Genomic DNA, 16,196 nt, shown 5'->3' with positions numbered 1-16,196 from the left:
ATCCGGCGGGTCGGCACGGGGCGAGGCTGGCGCGCACCAGGTCATCGTGCCAGATGCGGCGCGCCGCTTCGGCATGTCCGTCCGGGCGCGCCCCCGAGCCGGCGGTCACAGGGGCAGCTTGCGGCCCAGGATCGCGAACGCCCGTGGGTCACCCGCGAAGTGGTAGCGGCGGATGACGTCGGTGAAACCCAGCCGCCGGTACAACCGCCAGGCCCGGTTCGGCTCGCCGTTGGTCTCCGGGGTGGACAGCAGGACATTCTTTTCGGCCCGGCCGGCCAGCAGCCGCCGGGCCAGCGCCTCCCCGAGGCCGCGCCCCTGCGCGCGGGGGTGGATGTGCAGTTCGGTCAACTCGAAATAGCTGCTCATCAGGCCGGCGATCTCCTGGGCCGACAGCCCGCCGCGTTGCATGCCGAGGACGACCTGTTGCTGCCACCACTGCCCGGGCGCCCCGGGGTAGCCGTAGGCCACGCCGAGCAGCGGCGCCTTGCTCAGCTCCGCCGCCGGCGGGATCGGCGCGCCCTCGGCCAGTTCGACATCGACGACGCCCACCCCTTGCCACCCGTGGCGGCGGATGTGCTCGAGCCACATCGCCGCGCGCTGGTTCTCGGTGCCCCGCGGGTACCGCATCGCGTCCACATACACCTTCAGGGCGTCACCGAGACGGCGCTCCATATCGGTGGGCGGCAGATCGATGAGGAATATCGCCAACTCGCGGTGCCCTCCTCATCCCGTGGTCCAACGGCGCGCTGCCACCGTCATTATCGGACCCGCGGCGGGTTCCCCGACGAGCGGTCGCGGCAATGAACCGGGGAACCATGCCGGTTCGGCAAGGCGGTTGTAGCGCACCGCCGTTGCGGCTGCGGCTGATGCCCGGCCGCGGCGGGGATAGAATCGGCACCGAACCAGTGGTAAGGCACAGATTGACCTCGTATCATTTCGAATAGTTGCCCCCGCAACGGGCATCCGCGTGCTATCGATAGTTACGCGTCAAACTGTCGGCAAGGAGGGACGAATGCCACTCTCCGATCATGAGCAGCGGATGCTCGATCAGATCGAGAGCGCTCTCTATGCCGAAGACCCCAAATTCGCGTCGAGCGTCCGCGGCGGGGGGTTCCGCGCGCCCACCGCGCGCCGCCGCCTGCAGGGCGCGGCGCTGTTCGTCATCGGCCTGGCGATGCTGGTCTCAGGAGTGGCGTTCAAGGCCACCATGATCGGAAACTTCCCGATCCTCAGCGTCTTCGGATTCATCGTGATGTTCGGCGGCGTCGTGTTCGCCATCACCGGCCCACGGCTGTCCGGCCGGCCCGACCTCCCCGGATCGGCGTCCGGCTCGTCGCGCCAGCGCCGCAACAAGGGCGGCGGGGGTTCGTTCACCAGCCGGATGGAAGACCGGTTCCGCCGCCGCTTCGACGACTAGCGGCAACCGTCAACCCATCGGGGTAGCCCCGCGGCTACCCCTTTTTCACGCCCGCAGCGGGCCGGCGGCGCCATCATCGCCGACGCGACCCGGCCGGCCGGCGACCGTCGGGCGGTCGATGCCGTTTTGACGCCGGATCGAGCCCGAACCGAGTTTTGACGCAGGCCCCACGCCCCACCCGGCCCCACCGAGCGGCCCCACTATGCCCCACTGGCCCCGTGGCGAGGCCCTGAAGTGGGGTTTTCTTCCGTCCGCCGGGGTGCGCGACGTGGTCCTGGGAGCCACCGCGCCCCGATGGGAGCGGCCGTGGGTGGCGGACAACCCGAAAAACTCCGCCGCGACACCCTAGGAATGGGGCGAAGTGGGGGATTGTGGGGTATGGTGGCTGCAGTGTTTGGGTGACCCCACAGGGGAGGTGAGCAGGTGTTTCTCGGCACCTACACGCCCAAACTCGACGACAAGGGGCGGCTCACGCTGCCCGCCAAGTTCCGCGACGCGCTGGCAGGGGGGTTGATGGTCACCAAGAGCCAAGACCACAGCCTCGCCGTCTACCCGCGCGGGGAATTCGAGCAGCTCGCGCGCCGGGCGAGCAAGGCCTCGCGGAGCAACCCCGACGCCCGCGCGTTCCTGCGCAATCTCGCCGCGGGAACCGACGAGCAGCATCCCGACGCGCAGGGGCGCATCACGCTGTCGGCCGACCACCGCCGCTACGCCAACCTGTCCAAGGATTGCGTGGTGATCGGAGCGGTCGATTACCTCGAAATCTGGGACGCGCAAGCCTGGCAGGACTACCAGCAGACCCACGAAGAGAACTTCTCCGCGGCCAGCGATGAAGCACTCGGCGACATCATCTGAGGCGCATGCCCGTGCAACGTGGCCTCTGCCCGAACCGACCCTGGCGTACTTCCCCAACGCCAGGTTCGTGCCTTCGGACAGGGACCTCGATGCAGGGGCGTCTCGCCCGATCCGGGGAGGTGTTGCGGTGGCTGACGATTCGGGAGACTTCGGGCACGTACCCGTCCTGCTGGACCGTTGCGTCGAACTGCTCACCCCCGCGCTGACCCGTCACCACGCCGACGGTTCGGGCGCGGTGCTGCTCGACGCCACCCTGGGGGCGGGTGGGCATGCCGAACGCTTCCTGAGCGACCTGCCCGGGCTGCGACTGATCGGACTCGACCGCGACCCCAATGCGCTGGCAATCACCCGGGCGCGGCTCGACCGATTCGCCGACCGGATCACGCTGGTGCACACCCGCTATGACGGCCTGGCCGCCGCGCTGGCCGAAAACGGTTACGCCACAGCGGCATCGGTCGACGGGATGCTGTTCGACCTAGGGGTGTCGTCCATGCAGCTCGACCGCGCCGAGCGGGGCTTCGCGTACGCGCAGGACGCGCCGTTGGACATGCGGATGGACCCCGAGTCGTCGTTGACCGCGGCGGACATCCTCAACACCTACGACGAGGCGGCGCTGGCCGACATCCTGCACCGCTACGGCGAGGAGCGGTTCGCGCGCCGCATCGCCGCGCAGATCGTGCGCCGGCGCGCCCGCGCACCCTTCACCTCGACGGCGGAGTTGGTCGAGTTGCTCTACCAAGCGATCCCGGCCCCCGCGCGGCGCACCGGGGGACACCCCGCCAAGCGGACCTTCCAGGCCCTGCGGATCGCGGTCAACGACGAACTGAACTCGTTACGCAGCGCGATCCCGGCCGGGCTGGACGCGCTCGCCGTGGGCGGACGCATGGTGGTGCTGGCCTACCAATCGCTGGAAGACCGGATCGTCAAGCGGCTGTTCGCGGACGCGGTCGCGTCCCGCACGCCGGTGGATCTGCCGGTCGAACTTCCCGGCCACGAGCCGCGATTCCGGTCGCTGACGCACGGCGCCGAACGTGCGGACGCCGCCGAGGTGGAGCGCAATCCGCGCAGCGCCGCGGTGCGACTACGAGCTGTCCAACGGGTCCAGCAGGCAACCGGAAAGGGCGACGCATGAAAGCAAAGCGGGAGACGCCGAATCGCCGCGGCGGGCGCGACGGCTCCGCCAGGCGGGGCGGACGCTCGTCGGCCGATCCCGGCCCGGCGCGCCGGACCCGGCCGGGGCGGGCGTCGGCGCCCACGCGTGAGAGCCGTGCGCCCAAGTCCGGCCCGCACACCAGCCCCATCGCCCGGCCGGTCGAGCGGCCGGCACGGCCCAAGAACGCGAGTCAGGCGAAGGCCCGGGCCAAGGCGCGGAAGGCCAAGGCGCCCAAGGTGGTTCGTCCCCGCCTGAGCGAACGGTTGGCGGCCAGGCTGGCCTCGATCGACCTGCGGCCCCGCACCCTGGCGAGCAAGGTTCCGTTTGTCGTGTTGGTCATCGGTGCGCTCGGCGTCGGGCTGGGTCTCACGCTGTGGTTGTCCACGGACTCCGCCGAGCGCTCCTACAAATTGAGCCACGCCCGCGAGAAAACCCGGCTGCTGCAACAGCAGAAAGAGGCGCTGGAACGCGATGTGCGCGAGGCGGAATCGGCGCCGGCGCTCGCCGAAGCGGCCCGCAAACAGGGCATGATCCCGACGCGGGACACCGCGCACTTGGTCCAGGACCCGTCCGGGAACTGGGTGGTCGTCGGCACACCGAAGCCCGCCGACGGCGTGCCGCCCCCTCCGTTGAACAGCAAACTGCCCGAACAGGGTCCGCCCGCGCCCCCGGCACCGCCGGCGCCGCCGGCGGAGGTGCCGATCCGGTTGCAACCCGACCCGGCGGCGCCCGTCCCCGCCCGGCCCGGACCCGAGGCGCTGTTGCGCGCACCGGACGGGTCAGCGACGCTCGGCGGCCAGCACCTGGGCCAGACCGCGCCGCAGCTGCCGGGCGCGCCGGCGGTGCCGGGGGCGCCCGTCACCGGGCAGGCCCCCGCCGCGATGCCCACGCCGGGTGCGCCGGTGCCGGGCTTGCCCGCGCCGGCCGGGCCGGCGCTCGCCCCCTTGCCCGCTGAGGTGCCGATCCCGTTGGGCGGCATGCCCGTTCCGCCGCCCGGCCAGGTGCCCGCACCGCTGCCCGCGGAGGTGCCGGTCCCGGTGCAGCGGGGGGCCATCCCCGCCGCGCCCGTCGTCCCCGCGGCGCCGGTGCTCGCGCCGCAGCCCGTGGCGCCGGGCCCCGTCGCGGCGCCGGGTGCGCCCCGATGAGCCGCGGCGACTCCGCGCGGGCCCGCCGGTCGCAGGCCACCCGCGGACCCCGGAAGGCGCAGGAAGCCAAGGGGATTCGGCAACCCAAGCGGCGCGCGAAGCAACAGGCGCAGGATCCGCGGGAACCGAAGCGATTCCGCAAGGGCAAGGCCAAGGACGCCAAGAAGGCCTCGGACGCGGTGGCGACCGGGCATTCGGCGCGGGAGCGGCGCACCCGGCAGCTCGTGCAGGCGGGCACCCGCGGCGCGTCGTTCGTCTTTCGGCACCGGGCCGGCAACGCGGCCATCGGGATCCTGGTCGTGGTGGCGGCGGTCCAGCTGTTCGTCCTGCAGGTGACCAACGCGCCGACGCTGCGCGCCCAGGCCGCGGGACAGCTCAAGGTCACCGACGTCGAGAAGGCGGTGCGCGGCAGCATCGTCGACCGCAATAAGGATCAGCTGGCGTTCACCACAGAGTCGCGCGCGTTGACGTTCCAGCCCAAGCGGATTCGTAAGCAGCTGGAAGAGGCCAAGGCCAAGAACTCGGTGGCACCCGATCCCGCGCAGCGGCTGCGCGACATCGCCAAGGAGGTCTCCACCCGGCTGGGCAACAAGCCGGACTCCGCGACGGTGCTGAAGAAGTTGCAGAGCGACGAGACGTTCGTGTATCTGGCCCGCGCCGTCGACCCCGCGGTGGCCAGCGCGATCTCCGACAAGTACCCCGAGGTCGGTTCGGAGCGCCAGGATCTGCGGCAGTATCCGGGTGGGTCGTTGGCGGCCAACATCGTCGGCGGCATCGACTGGGACGGTCACGGGCTGCTGGGGCTGGAGGAGTCGCTCGACTCCGTGTTGTCCGGCACCGACGGCTCGGTCACCTATGACCGCGGCTCCGACGGCGTCGTCATCCCCGGCAGTTACCGCAACCGGCATCGGGCGGTCAACGGTTCGACGGTCCAGCTGACGCTCGACGACGACATCCAGTTCTATGTGCAGCAGCAGGTGCAGCAGGCCAAGAATCTCTCGGGCGCGCACGATGTTTCGGCCGTCGTGCTGGACTCGAAGACCGGCGAGGTGCTGGCCATGGCCAACGACAACACCTTTGACCCGTCGCAGGACATCGGGCGTCAGGGCGACAGACAGCTGGGCAACCTGGCGGTGTCCTCGCCGTTCGAGCCCGGCTCGGTCAACAAGGTCATCACCGCGTCTTCGGTGATCGAGTACGGCTTGTCCAACCCCGACGAGGTGTTGCAGGTGCCCGGGTCGATCCAGATGGGCGGGGTGTCCATCCACGACGCGTGGGAACACGGCGTGATGCCCTACACCACGACCGGCGTGTTCGGAAAGTCCTCCAACGTCGGCACTTTGATGCTCGCCCAGCGCGTCGGCCCGGAACGCTTCTACGACATGGTCCGCAAATTCGGCCTCGGGCAACGCACCAACGTGGGCCTGCCGGGCGAGAGCGCCGGCCTGGTGCCACCCATCGACCAATGGTCGGGCAGCACGTTCTCGAACCTGCCCATCGGGCAGGGCCTTTCGATGACTCTGCTGCAGATGGCCGGCATGTACCAGACGATCGCCAACGACGGGGTTCGCGTTCCGCCGCGGATCGTCAAGGCCACCATCGCGCCCGACGGTACCCGGACCGAAGAACCGCGGCCCGAAGGCGTGCGGGTGGTGTCGCCGCAGACCGCGCAGACCGTGCGCAACATGCTGCGCGCCGTCGTGCAACGCGACCCGATGGGTTATCAGCAGGGCACCGGGCCCGCCGCCGCGGTGACGGGTTACCAGATGGCGGGCAAGACGGGCACCGCCCAGCAGATCAACCCGGCCTGCGGTTGCTACTTCGACAACGTCTACTGGATCACCTTCGCCGGAATGGCCACGGTCGACAATCCGCGCTACGTCATCGGCATCATGATGAACAACCCGGATCGCAACGCGGACGGTACGCCGGGCCACTCGGCGGCCCCGCTGTTCCACAACATCGCCGGCTGGCTGATGCAGCGCGAAAACGTGCCGCTCTCGCCCGACCCGGGCCCGCCCCTGACGTTGCAGGCCACCTAGCGGCGATCGCAAGCGCGGCGCAGCCGGGCGCCGCGGGTCGCCGCCAGGCCACCTAGCGCCCGCCCGTCGCGCGTGCGGTGACGGCGCCGAGCGTGCGCTGAGGGCGGAATTCGGGCCCGAATCACGCCCTCAGCGCACGCGCAAGGCCCACAACGCACATTCAATCGACGAGCCCACCTGCGTGGCAGGCGCCTCTCGGTAGGGTGTCATGGCCGATCATGAGGACCACGTGTGTGGACGGGAGGTTTGTCGGTGCCCACTGGTTTGCGTCCCAGCGCAGGCGCGGGAACGCGCCTGCCCGCGCTGGCGGCCCAGGTCGGCGCGGTGCTCGCCGACCGCGGCGCGGCGGTGCCGGACGTGGCCATCACCGGGGTGACGCTACGGGCCCAGGACGTGCGTCCCGGCGACCTGTTCGCCGCGCTGACCGGGGCGTCGACGCACGGGGCCCGGTACGCGGGCGAGGCGATCGAACGCGGCGCCGTCGCCGTCCTGACCGATGCCGCCGGGGTCGCGGAGATGGGCGCGTCGGCGGCGGCGGTGCCGACGCTGGTGCACCCGGCGCCGCGCGGCGTACTCGGCGCCCTGGCCGCCACGGTCTACGGCAACCCCTCGGAGCGCACGACCGTCGTCGGCATCACCGGAACCTCGGGCAAGACGACCACGACGTATCTGGTCGAGTCCGGGCTGCGCGCGGCCGGCCGGACGGCAGGACTGATCGGCACCGTCGGCATCCGCATCGACGGGGCCGACGTCCCGAGCGCGCTGACCACGCCGGAGGCCCCCGCGCTGCAGGCGATGTTCGCGGCGATGGCCGAGCGCGGGGTGGACACCGTCGTCATGGAGGTGTCCAGCCACGCGCTGGCGCTGGGCCGGGTGGACGGCACGAAATTCGCGGTGGGCGGCTTCACCAACCTGTCCCGCGACCACCTCGACTTCCACCCCACCATGGCCGACTACTTCGAGGCCAAGGCGAAGCTGTTCGATCCCGCGTCGCCGCTGCGCGCCCGCCGGGTGGTGGTCTGCGTCGACGACGACGCCGGGCGCGCCATGGCCGCCCGCGCCGGAGACGCGATCACCGTCAGCGCTGCCGGCCAGCCCGCGCACTGGCGTGCCATGGACGTCACCCCGATGGGCGCCGGGGGACAGCAGTTCACCGCGATCGACCCCGCCGGCGTCCGCCACCGGGTCGGCATCCGGCTGCCGGGCGATTACAACATCGCCAATTGCCTTGTCGCGCTGGCCATTCTGGATGCGGTCGGGGTCTCGCCGGAGCAGGCCGCGCCGGGTTTGTTGACGACCCGGGTGCCCGGCCGCATGGAAGAGATCGATCGCGGGCAGGACTTCCTGGCGCTGGTCGACTACGCCCACAAGCCGGGCGCGCTGCGGGCGGTGCTGACCACGCTGGCGCGCCCGGGTCGCCGGGTGGCGGTGGTGTTCGGCGCCGGCGGCGAACGCGACCCGGGCAAGCGGGCGCCGATGGGCGCGACCGCGGCCGAGCTGGCCGACCTGGTCGTCGTCACCGATGACAACCCCCGCGGCGAGGACCCGGCCGCCATCCGCCGCGCGATCCTGGCCGGGGCGGCCGGGGCCGGCGGTGGGGCCGAGGTCGTCGAGATCGGCGACCGGCGGGCGGCGATCGAACACGCGGTGGCGTGGGCCGGGCCGGGCGACGTGGTGCTGGTCGCGGGCAAGGGCCACGAGACCGGACAACGTTCGGCGAGGGAGGTCCGACCCTTCGACGACCGGGTTGAGTTGGCCCGGGCGCTGGAGGGGCGGCGATGATCGACCTGACCATCGCGCAGATCGCCGAGATCGTGGGCGGCACGCTGGCCGACATCTCACCGGCCGCGGCCGCGGAGCTGCGGGTCACCGGCACCGTCGAATTCGACTCGCGGGCAGTCGGTTCCGGTGGCTTGTTCCTCGCGCTGCCCGGGGCCCGCGCCGACGGTCACGACTACGCGGGCGCGGCCGTGGCGGCCGGGGCGGCCGCCGTGCTGGCCGCCCGGCCGGTCGGCGTGCCCGCCATCGTGGTGCCGCCGGTGAGCGCCGCCGACGCGCGGGCCGGGGTCCTCGAGCACGACGCCGACGGCTCGGGCGCCGCGGTGCTTTCGGCGCTGGCCAAGCTGGCCAAGGCGGTGGCCGCCGAGCTGGTGGCGGGCGGGCTGACCATCGTCGGCATCACCGGCTCGTCGGGGAAGACGTCGACCAAAGACCTGGTGGCCGCCGTGCTCGAGCCGCTGGGCGAGGTGGTCGCCCCGCCAGGGTCGTTCAACAACGAGCTCGGGCACCCGTGGACGGTGTTGCGGGCGACGCGTAACACCGACTACCTGGTGCTCGAAATGTCGGCCCGCCACCCCGGCAACATCGCCGCGCTGGCCGACATCGCCACGCCGTCGGTCGGGGTGGTGCTCAACGTCGGCACCGCCCACCTGGGCGAGTTCGGCTCGCGCGAAGCCATCGCGCGCACCAAATCCGAACTGCCGCAATCGGTTCCGCCGTCCGGTGTGGTGATCCTCAACTTCGACGACCCGGCGGTGGCGGCCATGGCCCGCGTCACCCGGGCGCGGGTGGTGCGGGTCAGCCGGTCCAGCCACACCGATGCCGGCCCCAGCGACGTCTGGGCGGACGGAGTGTCGCTGGACGCACTGGCCAGGCCGCGCTTTACCCTGCACGCGATGAACGACGCGGCCGAAGTGCAGCTGGGCGTGTACGGCGACCATCAGGTCACCAACGCGTTGTGCGCCGGCGCGGTCGCGCTGCAATGCGGCGCGACCGTCGAGCAGGTGGCCGCCGCGCTGGCGCAGGCGGGGCCGGTGTCGCGGCACCGGATGCACGTGACCACCCGGGCGGACGGCGTCACGGTGATCGACGACGCCTACAACGCCAACCCCGACTCGATGCGGGCCGGGCTGCAGGCGCTGGCCTGGATCGCCCACGGCCGCGGGGCCGGCCCCACCGAAAAGCGCCGGAGTTGGGCGGTGTTGGGGGAGATGGCCGAGCTCGGCGAGGATGCGGTAGCCGAGCACGATCGCATCGGCCGGCTGGCGGTGCGCTTAGATGTGTCTCGACTGGTCGTCGTGGGAAGTGGGAGGTCGATGAGCGCCATGCACCACGGAGCGGTCATGGAGGGCTCGTGGGGGGCCGAGGCCGTCAACGTGGCCGACGCCGACGCCGCGCTGGAGCTGCTGCGGGCCGAGATGCAGCCCGGCGACGTGGTCCTGGTCAAGGCCTCCAACGCGGCCGGGTTGGGCGCGCTGGCCGACAAGCTGGCTCGTGACGACGACGGGACGCGCCCGTGAGACAGATCCTGATCGCCGTCGCGATCGCGCTCGCCGTGTCAATCCTGTTGACGCCAGCGCTGATTCGCCTGTTCACCCGGCAGGGTTTCGGCCACCACACCCGTGAGGACGGCCCGCCCAGCCACCACACCAAGCGCGGCACCCCGTCGATGGGCGGGGTGGCGATCCTGGCTGGCATCTGGGCCGGATACCTGGGGACGCACCTGGTCGGGCTGGCGTTCGACGGGGAGGGCGTCTCCGCGTCCGGTCTGCTGGTGCTGGGCCTGGCGACCGTGCTCGGCGGTGTCGGCTTCCTCGATGACCTGATCAAGATCCGCCGGTCGCGCAACCTCGGGCTGAACAAGACGGCCAAGACCATCGGGCAGGTCGCGGCCGCGGTGGTGTTCGGGGTGCTGGCGTTGCGGTTCCGCAACGGCAGCGGGCTGACGCCGGCGAGCTCGGACCTGTCGTACGTGCGCGAAATCGCCACCGTCACTTTGGCTCCCGGCCTGTTCGTGTTGTTCTGTGTCGTCGTCGTCAGCGCCTGGTCCAACGCGGTCAACTTCACCGACGGCCTGGACGGGCTGGCCGCCGGCAGCATGGCGATGGTGACCGCCGCCTACGTGCTGATCACCTTCTGGCAGTACCGCAACGCCTGCGTCACCGCGCCGGGTCTGGGCTGCTACAACGTGCGCGACCCGCTGGATCTGGCGCTCGTCGCGGCCGCGACCGCGGGCGCCTGCATCGGCTTCTTGTGGTGGAACGCCGCTCCCGCAAAGATTTTCATGGGGGACACCGGATCGCTGGCGTTGGGCGGCATCATCGCGGGCCTATCGGTCACCAGCCGCACCGAGATCCTCGCCGTCGTGCTGGGCTCGCTGTTCGTGGCCGAGGTGTCGTCCGTGGTGCTGCAAATCCTGGCGTTTCGCACCACCGGGCGCCGGGTGTTCCGGATGGCGCCCTTCCACCACCATTTCGAGTTGGCGGGCTGGGCCGAGACGACGGTGATCATCCGCTTCTGGCTGCTGACGGCCATCACCTGCGGTCTGGGCGTGGCCCTTTTCTACGGTGAGTGGCTGGCCGCGATCGGTGCCTGACGTGGCCGGGCTCGATCCCCTGGCGCCCGGCGCGCCGGTGCTGGTGGCCGGCGGCGGCATCACCGGCAGGGCGGTGCTGGCGGCCCTGACAAGGTTCCGCGCGGTGCCGACCCTGTGCGACGACGACCCGGGCACGCTGCGGCGCCACGCCGAGGCCGGCGTGACGACCCTGACCACCTCGGCGGCCATCGAGCGCGTCGCCGACTACGCCCTGCTCGTCACCAGCCCGGGCTTCTCGCCGGAGACGCCGCTGCTGGTCGCCGCGGCGGCGGCGGGCGTGCCGGTCTGGGGCGATGTGGAATTGGCCTGGCGGCTCGACGCCGCCGGCCGGTACGGTCCGCCGCGTCCGTGGCTGGTGGTGACCGGCACCAACGGCAAGACCACCACGACGTCGATGCTGCACGCGATGCTGACGGCCGCGGGCAGGCGAAGTCTGTTGTGCGGCAACATCGGTGAACCGGTGCTGGATGTGCTCGAGGCGCCCGGGGACGTGCTGGCCGTCGAGCTGTCGAGCTTCCAGCTGCACTGGGCGCCCTCGGTGCGGCCCGAGGCGGGCGCCGTGCTCAACATCGCCGAAGACCACCTGGACTGGCACTCCACCATGGCCGACTACACCGCGGCGAAGGCGCGGGTGCTGGGCGGCCGGGTGGCGGTGGTGGGTCTCGACGATGAGCGGGCGGCCGCGCTGCTGGGCACCGCGGCGGCGCCCGTGCGCGTCGGCTTCCGGCTCGGCGAACCGGCGGCGGGCGAACTGGGCGTGCGCGACGGCCAGCTGATCGACCGCGCGTTCGCCGACGACCTCGCGCTCCTGCCGGTCGAATCGATTCCGGTGCCCGGGCCCGTGGGCATCCTCGACGCCCTGGCCGCGGCGGCGCTGGCCCGCAGCGTCGGCGTGCCCGCCGAGGCGATCGCCCAGGCCATCGCGTCCTTTCGGGTGGGCCGGCATCGGGCGGAGGTGGTCGCCGTCGCCGACGGCATCACCTACGTCGACGACTCCAAGGCCACCAACCCGCACGCCGCCCAGGCGTCCGTGCTGGCCTACCCGCGCGTGGTCTGGGTGGCCGGCGGTTTGCTCAAGGGCGCGTCGGTCGACGCGGAGGTCGCCAGGATGGCCTCTCACCTGGTCGGCGCCGTGCTCATCGGCCGAGATCGGCAAGAGGTTGCAGAGGCGTTATCGCGACACGCGCCGGATGTCCCCGTCGTCCAGGTTGTGACAGGCGAGGATGCTGATATGAATGCGACGGCTGTGGTTGTTGGTGCAAATGTGACAGAAGTGAAACATTCGGGCGGGGATCTCGGCACTTCCGTCATGACGGCCGCGGTCGCCGCGGCCCGCGACCTGGCGCAGCCCGGCGACACCGTGCTGCTGGCCCCGGCCGGCGCGTCGTTCGACCAGTTCAGCGGCTACGCCGACCGCGGCGACGCCTTCGCCGCCGCCGTCCGCGCGGCCACCCGGTAGGCGGGCGTGGGTAACCCGCTGGCCCGGCTGAGACGCCGGGGCAAGGACACTTCGGGGACGGCTTCTGAGCCAACCGCGGCCGCCGAACCGGGCGAGGCCGAGGCCACCGGCCCGATCGTCGGCACCTCCGAGGCCAAGCCTTCGGCGAACAAGCAGGCGGCCGAGGAACGCAACCGGTTCGGCGCCTGGCTGAGCCGGCCCATGACCTCGTTTCACCTGATCATCGCCGTGGCCGGGCTGCTGACCACGCTCGGCCTGATCATGGTGCTGTCGGCCTCGGGCGTGCGGTCCTACGACGCCGACGGGTCGGCCTGGGTGATCTTCGGCAAGCAGGTGCTGTGGACGGTGATCGGCCTGATCGCCTGCTATTCCTCCCTGCGCATGTCGGTGCGGTTCATCCGCCGCGTCGCCTTCACCGGGTACGTCGTCACCGTCATCCTGCTGGTGCTCGTGCTGGTTCCCGGCATCGGAAACCTGGCGAACGGGTCGCGGAAGTGGTTCGTCATCGCCGGCTTTTCGATGCAGCCCTCCGAGCTGGCGAAAATCGCGTTCGCCATCTGGGGCGCGCATCTGCTGGCGGCCCGCCGGCTGGAGCGGGCCTCGCTGCGCGAGATGCTGATTCCCCTGGTCCCCGCGGCGGTCATCGCCCTGGCGCTGATCGTGGCCCAGCCAGACCTGGGGCAGACGGTGTCGCTGGGCATCATCCTGCTGGCGCTGCTGTGGTACGCCGGGCTGCCACTGCGCGTCTTCGCCACCTCGCTGGTGGCCGTCTTCATGGCCGGGGCGATCCTGGCCATGTCGGCGGGTTACCGCTCCGACCGGGTGAAATCCTGGATGAACCCCGAGAACGACCCGATGGACACCGGTTATCAGGCCCGCCAGGCGAAGTTCGCCCTGGCGCACGGCGGCATCTTCGGCGACGGCCTGGGCCAGGGCGTCGCCAAGTGGAACTACCTGCCCAACGCCCACAACGACTTCATCTTCGCGATCATCGGCGAGGAGCTGGGCTTCGTCGGCGCGTTCGGCCTGCTGGTGCTCTTCGGGTTGTTCGCCTACACCGGGATGCGCATCGCGCGCCGCTCGGCCGACCCCTTCCTGCGGCTGCTGACCGCGACCACGACGATGTGGGTGCTGGGTCAGGCGTTCATCAACATCGGTTACGTGATCGGCATCCTGCCGGTCACCGGTATCCAGCTGCCGCTCATCTCCGCCGGCGGAACCTCAACGGCGGCAACACTTTTCATGATCGGAATCATGGCCAACGCGGCGCGTCACGAACCGGAGGCCGTGGCGGCCCTGCGCGCCGGCCGCGACGACAAGGTGAACAGGTTCCTGCGGCTGCCGCTGCCCCAGCCGTACGTGCCGACCCGGCTGGAGTCGTTCCGTGACCGCAAGCGGGGCGGCAAGCAACCGGCCAAGGGCGCCCCGTCCCGCAACGGCGCGCGCAAGCCCGCCCGCAAGGCCGAGGAACCGCTGCGGCCGGCCTTCTCCCGCACAGCCGGCCGGCCGGCCCGCCGGGCGGTGCATCATGGATCTGGCCAGCGATACGCCGGCCAGCGTCAGGCACGGCGCGCTCGCGCATTGGAAGGTCAGCGTTACGGGTGAACGACACGGTCAGCAAGCCGGCCGGCGGGTTGGGGGGAAGTCCCCAGCCCGCCGGTGCCGCGTTGTCGGCTTTTAAGCCGCTCAAACCCCTGTCGGTGGTGCTGGCCGGCGGGGGCACCGCCGGCCACGTCGAGCCCGCGATGGCGGTGGCCGACGCGCTCAGCGCGCTCGACCCGCAGGTGCGCATCACCGCGCTGGGCACCCACCGCGGCCTGGAGACGCGGTTGGTCCCCCAGCGCGGTTACCACCTCGAGCTGATCACGCCGGTGCCGCTGCCGCGCAAGCCGAGCGGCGACCTGGCGCGGCTGCCCCCTCGGGTGTGGCGCGCGGTCCGGGAGACCCGCGCCGTGCTCGACGCGGTCGACGCCGACGTCATCATCGGTTTCGGCGGCTACGTGGCGCTGCCGGCGTACCTCGCCGCCCGCGGTCTCGGCCGTCGCCGCCGGGTCCCGGTGCTCATCCACGAGGCCAACGCCAGCGCGGGGCTGGCCAACCGGGTCGGCGCGCGCCGCGCCGACCGGGTGCTGTCCGCGGTCCCCGACTGCGGGTTACCGCGCGCCGAGGTGGTCGGCGTGCCGGTGCGCGCGGCGATCACCTCGCTGGACCGCGCGGCGCTGCGCGCCGAGGCGCGCAGGCACTTCGGCTTCGCCGACGACGCCAAGGTGTTGCTGGTGTTCGGTGGCTCGCAGGGAGCGGTGTCGCTGAACCGGGCGGTGTCCGCGGCCGCCGCCGACCTGGCCGCCGCGGGCGTGTCGGTGCTGCACGCGCACGGCCCGAAGAACACGCTGGACCTGCGGGAGAGCCAGCCCGGCGAGCCGCCCTACGTCGCGGTGCCCTACCTCGACCGGATGGACCTGGCCTACGCCGCCGCCGACCTGGCGATCTGCCGGTCCGGTGCCATGACCGTCGCCGAGGTTTCGGCGGTCGGTCTGCCGGCCATCTACGTGCCGCTGCCGATCGGCAACGGCGAGCAGCGGCTCAACGCGCTGCCGGTGGTCAACGCCGGCGGCGGCATGGTGGTGGCCGACGCCGCCCTGACGCCGGAGCTGGTCGCCCGCGAGGTGGCCGGCCTGCTCAACGACCCGCCCCGGTTGGCGGCGATGACGGCGGCCGCCGCGCGGGTGGGGCACCCGGACGCGGCGCGCCAGGTGGCACAGGCGGCGCTGGACATCGCCAGGAAGGCAGCGGCGGGAGGGCGACGGTGAACGCCGAGCAGCTGCCGCCCGAGCTGCCCCCCGAGCTGGCAAGGGTGCACATGGTGGGCATCGGGGGAGCCGGCATGTCCGGCATCGCGCGCATCCTGCTCGACCGCGGGGCGCTGGTGTCGGGCTCGGACGCCAAGGAGTCGCGGGGCGTGCACGCGTTGCGCGCCCGCGGCGCGTCGATCCGCATCGGCCACGACGCGTCGTCGCTCGACCTGTTGCCGGGCGGTCCGACCGCCGTCATCACCACCCACGCGGCCATCCCGAAGACCAACCCCGAGCTCGTCGAGGCCCGGCGGCGCGGCATCCCGGTGATCCTGCGTCCGGCCGTGCTGGCCAGGCTGATGGACGGGCGCACCACGCTGATGGTCACCGGCACCCACGGCAAGACGACGACGACGTCGATGTTGATCGTGGCGCTGCAGCACTGCGGGCGCGACCCGTCGTTCGCGGTCGGCGGCGAGATGGGGGAGGCCGGAACCAACGCGCACCACGGCAGCGGCGATTGCTTCGTCGCCGAGGCCGACGAGAGCGACGGCTCGCTGCTGGAGTACACGCCCAACGTCGCGGTCGTCACCAACATCGAGACCGACCATCTGGACTTCTACGGCAGCGCCGACGCCTACGTCGGGGTGTTCGACGCCTTCATGGAGCGCCTCGCCCCGGGGGGAGCACTGGTGGTGTGCGTCGACGACCCGGGCGCGGCCGCGCTGGCCGAACGCACCGCCGCCCTGGGGATTCGGGTGCTGCGCTACGGATCCGCGCCGGATGCCGAGAACGCCGCCACCCTGGTGTCCTGGGAGCAGCAGGGCACCGAGGCCGTCGCGCACATCCGGCTGGCGGGCGAACAGCACCCGCGCGTGATGCGGCTGTCGGTGCCCGGCCGGCACATGGCGCTCAACGCGCTGGGCGCGCTGCTGGCAGCTGTCTCTTATACACATCT

At 71.9% G+C, this 16,196-nt stretch carries 13 protein-coding genes; 12 read left to right on the top strand and 1 reads right to left on the bottom strand.

Annotated features, from left to right (window positions below):
• Window positions 1–105: 105 nt before the first annotated feature.
• Complete coding sequence (locus WU80_RS07845) at window positions 106–708, bottom strand: N-acetyltransferase (RefSeq protein ID WP_055400977.1); 603 nt, start codon at window positions 706–708, stop codon at window positions 106–108.
• Window positions 709–1,012: 304 nt separating this feature from the next.
• On the opposite strand from WU80_RS07845, the gene WU80_RS07840 reads away from it, so the two are divergent.
• The 12 genes from WU80_RS07840 to WU80_RS07785 form a co-directional block, all read left to right on the top strand.
• Window positions 1,013–1,417: a DUF3040 domain-containing protein gene (locus tag WU80_RS07840; protein ID WP_055400975.1), complete on the top strand. Its 405-nt coding sequence runs from the start codon at window positions 1,013–1,015 to the stop codon at window positions 1,415–1,417.
• Window positions 1,418–1,840: 423 nt separating this feature from the next.
• Window positions 1,841–2,272: a division/cell wall cluster transcriptional repressor MraZ gene (gene mraZ / locus WU80_RS07835; RefSeq protein ID WP_007170790.1), complete on the top strand. Its 432-nt coding sequence runs from the start codon at window positions 1,841–1,843 to the stop codon at window positions 2,270–2,272.
• On the top strand, window positions 2,247–3,404 hold the full coding sequence (gene rsmH, locus WU80_RS07830) for a 16S rRNA (cytosine(1402)-N(4))-methyltransferase RsmH (protein WP_156349459.1): 1,158 nt from the start codon (window positions 2,247–2,249) through the stop codon (window positions 3,402–3,404). Before mraZ ends, rsmH begins: the two co-directional genes overlap by 26 nt.
• Complete coding sequence (locus WU80_RS07825; protein WP_055400971.1) at window positions 3,401–4,570, top strand: hypothetical protein; 1,170 nt, start codon at window positions 3,401–3,403, stop codon at window positions 4,568–4,570. The genes rsmH and WU80_RS07825 overlap by 4 nt, the downstream gene beginning before the upstream one ends.
• A complete protein-coding gene (locus WU80_RS07820) occupies window positions 4,567–6,612 on the top strand; it encodes a penicillin-binding protein 2 (RefSeq protein ID WP_055400969.1) in 2,046 nt (681 codons plus the stop codon). The genes WU80_RS07825 and WU80_RS07820 overlap by 4 nt, the downstream gene beginning before the upstream one ends.
• Before the next feature lie 231 nt (window positions 6,613–6,843).
• A complete protein-coding gene (locus WU80_RS07815) occupies window positions 6,844–8,394 on the top strand; it encodes a UDP-N-acetylmuramoyl-L-alanyl-D-glutamate--2,6-diaminopimelate ligase (protein WP_197281132.1) in 1,551 nt (516 codons plus the stop codon).
• Window positions 8,391–9,911, top strand: a complete 1,521-nt coding sequence (murF, locus tag WU80_RS07810; RefSeq protein WP_055400965.1) for a UDP-N-acetylmuramoyl-tripeptide--D-alanyl-D-alanine ligase — start codon at window positions 8,391–8,393, stop codon at window positions 9,909–9,911. Before WU80_RS07815 ends, murF begins: the two co-directional genes overlap by 4 nt.
• A complete protein-coding gene (gene mraY, locus WU80_RS07805; protein ID WP_055400963.1) occupies window positions 9,908–10,987 on the top strand; it encodes a phospho-N-acetylmuramoyl-pentapeptide-transferase in 1,080 nt (359 codons plus the stop codon). Before murF ends, mraY begins: the two co-directional genes overlap by 4 nt.
• A 1-nt stretch (window position 10,988) precedes the next feature.
• Entirely contained in the window at window positions 10,989–12,446 is a 1,458-nt protein-coding gene (gene murD, locus WU80_RS07800) for a UDP-N-acetylmuramoyl-L-alanine--D-glutamate ligase (protein ID WP_369808503.1), read from the top strand.
• Window positions 12,447–12,452: 6 nt separating this feature from the next.
• On the top strand, window positions 12,453–14,051 hold the full coding sequence (gene ftsW, locus WU80_RS07795; protein ID WP_055400961.1) for a putative lipid II flippase FtsW: 1,599 nt from the start codon (window positions 12,453–12,455) through the stop codon (window positions 14,049–14,051).
• Window positions 14,048–15,256 carry an undecaprenyldiphospho-muramoylpentapeptide beta-N-acetylglucosaminyltransferase gene (gene murG, locus WU80_RS07790; protein ID WP_055400959.1) on the top strand — a complete coding sequence of 403 codons (1,209 nt, stop codon included), beginning with the start codon at window positions 14,048–14,050 and terminating at the stop codon, window positions 15,254–15,256. Before ftsW ends, murG begins: the two co-directional genes overlap by 4 nt.
• 50 nt (window positions 15,257–15,306) lie before the next feature.
• On the top strand, window positions 15,307–16,196 hold an 890-nt coding region (locus WU80_RS07785), incomplete at its 3' end, for a Mur ligase family protein (protein WP_231633771.1).

The organism is Mycobacterium sp. UM_11, from assembly GCF_001414075.1.
In the GTDB taxonomy this organism is placed as follows: Bacteria; Actinomycetota; Actinomycetes; order Mycobacteriales; family Mycobacteriaceae; genus Mycobacterium.
Note: the sequence above shows the minus strand (reverse complement) of the source record. Positions and strands in the feature narration are given on the sequence as shown.